The sequence below is a fragment of the Rhodococcus sp. CX genome, assembly GCF_015865005.1.
Classification (GTDB): domain Bacteria; phylum Actinomycetota; class Actinomycetes; order Mycobacteriales; family Mycobacteriaceae; genus Rhodococcus.
Genome location: NZ_JADZGH010000012.1, coordinates 4041 through 11012, shown reverse-complemented (window position 1 = coordinate 11012; position 6972 = coordinate 4041). Strand labels below are relative to the sequence as shown.

At 69.8% G+C, this 6972-nt stretch carries 8 protein-coding genes; 5 read left to right on the top strand and 3 right to left on the bottom strand.

Features of this window, described 5'->3' with window-relative positions; genetic code table 11:
* From I0Q12_RS01185 to I0Q12_RS01175, 3 genes are all read right to left on the bottom strand, one after another.
* Positions 1–430 (bottom strand): SDR family oxidoreductase (locus tag I0Q12_RS01185; protein ID WP_197250216.1); only part of this gene is annotated, 430 nt, incomplete at its 3' end.
* Between the two features lie 123 nt (positions 431–553).
* Positions 554–1042, bottom strand: a complete 489-nt coding sequence (locus tag I0Q12_RS01180; protein WP_197250215.1) for a general stress protein — start codon at positions 1040–1042, stop codon at positions 554–556.
* Positions 1043–1156: 114 nt separating this feature from the next.
* On the bottom strand, positions 1157–2113 hold the full coding sequence (locus I0Q12_RS01175; RefSeq protein WP_197250214.1) for a CoA ester lyase: 957 nt from the start codon (positions 2111–2113) through the stop codon (positions 1157–1159).
* 205 nt (positions 2114–2318) lie between these two features.
* Here I0Q12_RS01175 and I0Q12_RS01170 point away from each other — a divergent pair, with 205 nt between their 5' ends.
* From I0Q12_RS01170 to I0Q12_RS01150, 5 genes are all read left to right on the top strand, one after another.
* Complete coding sequence (locus tag I0Q12_RS01170) at positions 2319–3593, top strand: magnesium transporter MgtE N-terminal domain-containing protein (protein WP_197250213.1); 1275 nt, start codon at positions 2319–2321, stop codon at positions 3591–3593.
* Entirely contained in the window at positions 3586–4113 is a 528-nt protein-coding gene (locus tag I0Q12_RS01165) for a DUF1003 domain-containing protein (protein WP_197250212.1), read from the top strand. Before I0Q12_RS01170 ends, I0Q12_RS01165 begins: the two co-directional genes overlap by 8 nt.
* 155 nt (positions 4114–4268) lie before the next feature.
* Positions 4269–5243 carry a hypothetical protein gene (locus tag I0Q12_RS01160; protein WP_197250211.1) on the top strand — a complete coding sequence of 325 codons (975 nt, stop codon included), beginning with the start codon at positions 4269–4271 and terminating at the stop codon, positions 5241–5243.
* Positions 5244–5403: 160 nt separating this feature from the next.
* The gene (locus tag I0Q12_RS01155; protein WP_197250210.1) at positions 5404–6279 is read left to right on the top strand and encodes a lytic murein transglycosylase; all 876 of its coding nucleotides are present in this window, start codon (positions 5404–5406) and stop codon (positions 6277–6279) included.
* Positions 6280–6304: 25 nt separating this feature from the next.
* Positions 6305–6972 (top strand): P-loop NTPase (locus I0Q12_RS01150; RefSeq protein WP_197250217.1); only part of this gene is annotated, 668 nt, incomplete at its 3' end.

Sequence of the window (6972 nt, the reverse complement as noted above, 5' to 3'; positions counted from 1 at the left end):
CGCCGGTGGTGCGGATCTGTTCCGCCCAGATCAGGGCGTTCGACATGAACTCCCCCGGCTCGAGATGCGTGCAGGCCAGTCCGGATCGTTCGACGTCGGCCTCGATGCCGTGCCAATCCGAGCCTTCCCCGCCGGTCAGCGTCACGATCCTGCGCACACCGGCGTCCCGGGCCAGCTGCGCGACCGCACCGGCCACGGCCGGCACCGGCGCCAGGTAGAGGACGTCGACGCCGTCGAACACACCGTCCAGCGACTCCGGCCGGCCCACGAATCCCTTCGCGACCTCGACCCCATCGGGCAGCGCGGCACGAACCGGGTTCACCGTCAGCGCCCGGATCGGGGGAACGGACCGTTCGGTCCCGGCGCGCACGAGCTCGTCGACGACCAACCGCCCCACATTGCCCGTGGCTCCGGTCACGAGGATCGTCATGGGGCGAGACTACGTCGATCCCGCCGCGCAGGGAGCCGGTCCAGGGCGTGTCTCCTGATCCCTCTCGGATGCACCTGGCGATTGGGCGACTGGTGCGCCGAAATGGGGATTGGGAGACATGCCCTAAATGGCCAGCTTGGCGAGCAGGTCGCGGGCCCGTTCGGCGCTCTTCGGTTCGCACAGCACGTCGTAGCGGCCGGCGACCAGCTGCATCGTCGACGAGAAGTCCCGCTGGCCGCGTGTCGCGGCATACGGGATGGTCGCCGAAATCAGACCGAACACGATGCCACCGACCAGGCCGACGAGCAGCGGACCGAGGAAATCGGTCGAGAAGATTCCCAGCAGGAGACCGAAGAACAGGCCGAGCCAGGCACCCGACACGATTCCCCCGCCGATCACCTTCGGCCACGTCAACCGGCCGGTGACACGCTCGACCTGCATGAGGTCGACACCGACGATCGTGACGTCCTGAACCGAGAAGTTCTGATCGGACAGGTAGTCGACGGCGTGCTGGGCCTCGGCGTAGGTCGCGTACGACCCGACCGGCCAACCACTCGGCGGGGTCGGCAGACCCGGGGCGGGTCGGCCGGGCTGTCCGAGAGGGTTCGTCATGGGCATGAACTCCTTTTCGCGGGGCGACGCGCACGTCGCTTCGCAGTCGGGGGCGGCGCACAGCTCCGGCTGTGCGCACGTGTCCATTCTGCCCGGTTGACGACTCCCGCGTGGCTACTGCGGCGGGTCGAACACCGTGGTGCGCGTCATGCCCGCCGCGCGGCCCTTCGCGGAGATCACCAGAGCCATCTTCCGGCTGGCCTCGTCGATCATCTCGTCCCCGAGCATCGCCGCGCCGCGCGCGCCGCCGGCGGCCGAGGTGTGCCACTCGTAGGCGTCGAGGATCATCTCGGCCTTGTCGTAGTCCTCCTGCCGGGGGCTGAAGACCTCGTTGGCCGCGTCGATCTGGCTCGGGTGCAGCACCCACTTGCCGTCGAAACCGAGGGCGGCGGTGCGCTGCGCCGACCGGCGGAACGCCTCGACGTCGCGAATCTGCAGGTAGGGACCGTCGATGGCCTGCAGCCCGTGGGCGCGGGCGGCCATGAGGATCGTCATCAGGATGTGGTGGTAGGCGTCCCCGCGGTCGTACCCGTCGGGCTGTTCGCCGACGACGAGGGTGCGCATGTTGATGCTGGCCATGAAGTCGGCGGGACCGAACACGAGCGTCTGGACGCGCGGGCTGGCCGTCGCGATCTCGTTGATGTTGGTCAGGCCGATGGCGTTCTCGATCTGCGGTTCGATACCGATCGCGCCGACCTCGAGGCCGTGCGCCTTCTCCACCTGCGTGAGCAGCAGATCCAGGGCCTTGACGTGGCTCGCGTCGGGCACCTTGGGCAGCAGGATCGCGTCGAGGTGCGCGCCCGCGCCGCCGACGACGGACGTGACGTCGAGGTAGGTGGCGTCGGTGGTCCAGTCGTTGACGCGCACGACCTTGAGCTGCTCGCCCCAGCCGCCCTCGTTGAGCGCGTCGACGATGTTCGTGCGGGCCTCTTCCTTCGCCAGCGGCGACACCGCGTCCTCGAGGTCCAGGAAGATCTCGTCGGCGGGCAGGCCCTTCGCCTTCTCGATCATCTTCCGGCTGCTTCCGGGGACGGCGAGTACGGATCGACGCGGCTTGTACGAGAACGACATGAGCTGGACGGACCTCCCGTTTGCAGTTTCGGCGCCCCCACGCCCTGACCCGGCCATCATGTCAGCAGTGACCGAACCCTGAACGACCACCCGTCTGTGGCGTGGATTTCACGGCGGGGGCGCGGGTCCGGGCGGTGCGGCGTGACCGGCGGGGGCCGCTCTTATGCTTGGCTGGTCCGGCACCGAATTCGTGGGGAGTGACCACTTGGCAGCAGTGAGCAAGGTGTTCGCGGCCAGGCTTGCGGGCCTGGTCGTTCTCGGACCCGACGGCGAATCGATCGGTCGCGTCCGCGACGTCGTGCTCACCATCCGGATGGGACGCCAGCAGCCGCGTGTCATCGGCCTCGTCGTCGAGCTGCCCACCCGGAGGCGGATCTTCGTGCCGATGCTGCGCGTCACCGCGATCGAGCCGGGCGCGGTGACCCTCACGACCGGAAACGTCAGTCTGCGCCGATTCAAACAGCGCCCGACCGAGATCCTCGCCCTCGCCCAGGTGCTCGATTCGAAGGTCCGGGTCGACGACCCGGAACTGCCCGAGCTCGCCGGGGTCGACGCGGTCGTCGTGGATCTCGGCATCGAGCTGACCCGCACCCGCGACTGGCTCGTCACGCGCGTCGCGGTACGGCAGCACCGGGGCCGGCTCGCCCGGCGCTCGGCGATCCACGTCGTGCGGTGGCAGCACATCTCCGGGCTCACCGCGGCAACGCTGGCCATGCCCGGCCAGGGCGTCTCGCAACTGCTGCTGCAGTTCGAGGACATGCGCCCGGCGGACGTCGCGCTGGCGCTGCGGGAACTGCCCGAGAAGAGGCGCAACGAGGTCGCGGTCGCGCTGGACGACGAACGCCTCGCCGACGTCGTGCAGGAGTTGCCCGCCGACGACCAGACCGAGCTGCTCACCAGCCTCGGTGTCGATCGCGCCGCCGACGTGCTCGAGGCGATGGACCCGGACGACGCGGCCGACCTGCTCGGTGAGCTGCCCGAAACCGAAGCCGAATCGCTGCTGCAGTTGATGGACCCCGAGGATTCGGAGCCGGTGCGCCGCCTGCTCGAGCACTCGCCCGACACCGCCGGTGGTCTGATGACCCCGGAGCCGGTCGTGCTCACCCCGGCCACGACGGTTGCGGAGGCGCTGGCGCGGGCACGCAACCCGGACCTGACACCGGCGCTGGCGTCGATGCTGTTCGTCGTTCGGCCCCCCACCGCGACCCCCACGGGCCGCTACCTCGGCTGCGTGCACCTGCAGCAGTTGCTGCGCGAACCGCCCGCGAGCCTGGTCGGCGGCATCGTCGACAACGACCTGCCCCGGCTCGATCCCGGCGATTCCCTGACGGCCGTCACCCGGTACTTCGCGACCTACAACCTGGTGTGCGGTCCGGTGGTCGACGACGAACAGCATCTGCTCGGCGCGGTGACGGTCGACGACGTGCTCGATCACCTGCTGCCCGAGGACTGGCGTGAAGAGGAGACCGACGATGAGTGACCGCACCACTCTGGCCAGCCAGCGTCTCGACACGCCGCGGTCGTCCCGGTTCCGGCTCAACTTCGACGCGGAGGCCGTCGGCCGGGTCAGCGAGTCGATCGCGCGCTTCCTCGGGACCGGCCGCTATCTGCTGATCCAGACGATCATCGTCGTGGTGTGGATCTCCCTGAACATCCTCGCGGTGGACCTGAAGTGGGATCCGTACCCGTTCATCCTGCTCAACCTGGCGTTCTCGACCCAGGCGGCGTACGCGGCACCGTTGATCCTGCTGGCACAGAACCGTCAGGAGAACCGCGACCGGGTCTCGCTGGAGGAGGACCGCGCGCGGGCCGAGCAGACGAAGGCGGATACCGAGTTCCTCGCACGGGAACTCGCCGCCCTGCGGCTCGCGGTCGGCGAGGTCGCGACCCGCGACTATCTGCGCCGCGAACTGGACGACCTGCGTGCCCTGCTCGTCGACACCGAGGACGAGTCCGCCCGGTCCGGGAGCCAGGCGAAGGCACGCAGCGCGCGGCGCTGACGCCACCCGGTGCGCGGCGCTGACGTCATCCCGAGCGAGCACTCGGCTCGACTGTTCTGTAATCTCCGTCACAGACATGCCGGGTCGGGCGGCGTGGGGGTCCGAGTTCGTGGCTGTGCAGGAAGTGCTGTGCAGGACATGTGAGGGGTGGTCGTGTGCGGTGGCAGGGTCTGATCGCGGTGCCGGTGATTCTCGCGGCGGGATATGCGGCCGCCTCGTCGTCGGCAGCACCGTTGACCGAACCGGCTGCCGCGGCCGAGGAAGCCGTGACGACCACGGCCGGGGCCGTGGGGATCGTCCCGGGCACTCCCGCGCCGGGTACCCCGCCACGCGGCCCGGCGGCCGCCCCCGCGGGCATTCCCACCGACCCGCTGGCGCAGTTCCCGCCCGATGTCACGGTCCCACCCGGCCAGCCGTCCCCCGTGCTCGCGGCGGAGGGTCCCCTCGCGGTGCCCGAACTCGTCTACTACGCGTATCGCGCTGCGGAGATGCAGTTGCAGATCGACACGCCCGGGTGCGGGCTGCCGTGGAATCTGCTCGCGGCGGTCGGGCGGCTCGAATCCGGGCACGCCGAGGGCGGCCGTACCGATGTGCTCGGCACACTGAGCACCCCGAAGGTGTCGCCGAACGGTGAACTCGGCCCGATGCAGCTGCCGGCGGCGGTGTGGGAGCAGTACGCGGTGGACGGCAACGCCGACGGACGCACCGATCCGCAGAACGTGTTCGACCAGTCCCTCGCGGCGGGCCACTGGATGTGCGCGAACGAGGCGAACCTGCGGGAGCCGGAGGGCCGCGCCCGGGCGATCGCACTGTTCGACCCCCGCCCGGAATACCGGGTGAACGTCGAGGCGTGGTCGGCTGCGTACGAGAAGGGTGCGGCCACGTCGCCGGGCGTGATCACCCCGCCGCCGATGCCCACGACCACCGTCCGGCCGGTTCCCGACGCCGCGGATGTCGCGGCCCCCGAGCCGGTGGCACCACAGCCGGTCGCATCCCAGCCGGTCGTCGTGGAGGAGCCGGCCGCCGAGCCCGCCCCGGCCGAAGCCGCGCCTGCTCCGGAGGCTCCGGCTCCCGCTCCCCCGGCCCTGCCGGAAATCCCCTGCCTGGTTCCCGCGCTCTGCCAGCAGTAGCGGTGTGTCTTTGTGGCGGCCCCAGCCGCCATAAAGCACACGGGCGCGCAGCGCACCCTGTTACATCACGTTTGAATAACGGAACAATCTCAGCCCGTGTTATCGTCGGTCGGCCAGATAACGGAGGCATCTCGAAAAGGTGCCCGAGGGAAGGTAGCGAGTGGGCCGGCACAACAAAGTTACGACCTCCAAGTTGCGACGAAATTCCGTCATCGCAGTAACAGGACTCGTACCGGTGGGCCTGGTCACCGCGGCCGCCGCCACCGCGGGCGCGACCTCGAAGAGCTTCCTCGGTATCCACCAGACCGCCGGCTCCGCCGAGGCCGAAACCGCTGCCGCCGACACGACTCCCGCCGAGGTCGTCCGGTCCGTCGCGCCGGTCGCCGACCTGATGGTCGCGCCGGAACCCGCCGCCGCACCCGCCCCGAAGGCCGCGCCGGCACCCGAACCGGAACCGGCCGCACCCGTCGTCCGGCAGCAGGGGCCGCTCGGGATCCCCGCGGTGAACTTCGCCGCCTACCAGAACGCCGAACGCATCCTCGCTGCCGAGAACCCCGGCTGCGGCATGTACTGGACGCTGCTCGCGGGCATCGGCCGTGTCGAATCGGGCCACGCCAACGGCGGACGCGCCTCCGACGACGGCAAGCTCTTCGATCCCGTCATCGGGCTTCCCCTCAACGGCAGCCTGCCCGGCCAGGCCACCATCTACGACACCGACGGCGGCGCCCTCGACGGCGACACCGTCTACGACCGCGCGGTCGGCCCGATGCAGTTCATCCCCACCACCTGGAACCAGTACGCGGGCGACGGCAACGGCGACGGCGTCGCCGATCCGCAGAACCTGTTCGACTCCACCCTGACGACCGCCAAGTACCTGTGCGACGGCGGCCTCGACATGCGCAACGTCGCACAGGCCACCAAGGCCATCCACCGCTACAACAATTCGATGGCCTACGTCGCGAACGTCCTGGCCTGGTCCGCGGCCTATTCGACCGGCATCGAGCCCAGCCCCGTCGACCTGCCGCGCATCCACTGATCCGTACCCGCCTACGATGGGCGCCATGGCAGTGAGTGAATCCGAAATCCGCAGTGCCCTCTCCCGGGTGCAGGATCCGGAGATCCGCAAACCCATCACCGAACTCGGGATGGTCAAGAGCATCGACATCGACGCCGACGGAAACGTCGCCGTCGCCGTCTACCTCACCACCGCCGGGTGCCCGCTGCGCACCGAGATCACCGAACGCGTCACCAAGGCCGTCGCCGACGTCGCCGGGGTCGGTGCCGTCGACGTGACCCTCGACGTGATGAACGACGAACAACGCACCGAACTGCGCAAGTCGCTGCGCGGGGACTCCACCGAACCGGTCATCCCGTTCGCCCAGCCCGGATCGCTGACCCGCGTCTACGCGGTCGCGTCCGGCAAGGGCGGGGTCGGCAAGTCGTCGGTCACGGTCAACCTCGCGGCCGCGATGGCCGCGCGCGGTCTGTCCGTGGGCGTCCTCGACGCCGACATCTACGGTCACTCGATCCCGCGCATGCTCGGCACCGACGCCAAGCCCACGCAGGTCGAGCGCATGATCATGCCGCCGATCGCGCACGACGTGAAGATGATCTCCATCGCCCAGTTCACGCAGGGCAACACTCCGGTCGTGTGGCGCGGGCCGATGCTGCACCGCGCGCTGCAGCAGTTCCTCGCCGACGTGTTCTGGGGCGACCTGGACGTGCTGCT

Excerpts from the sequence above, each read along its gene's own strand:
- I0Q12_RS01180 (WP_197250215.1), bottom strand. The coding sequence starts at position 1,042 with ATGACGAACCCTCTCGGACAGCCCGGCCGACCCGCCCCGGGTCTGCCG.
- I0Q12_RS01175 (WP_197250214.1), bottom strand. The coding sequence starts at position 2,113 with ATGTCGTTCTCGTACAAGCCGCGTCGATCCGTACTCGCCGTCCCCGGA.
- I0Q12_RS01165 (WP_197250212.1), top strand. The coding sequence starts at position 3,586 with ATGAGTGACCGCACCACTCTGGCCAGCCAGCGTCTCGACACGCCGCGG.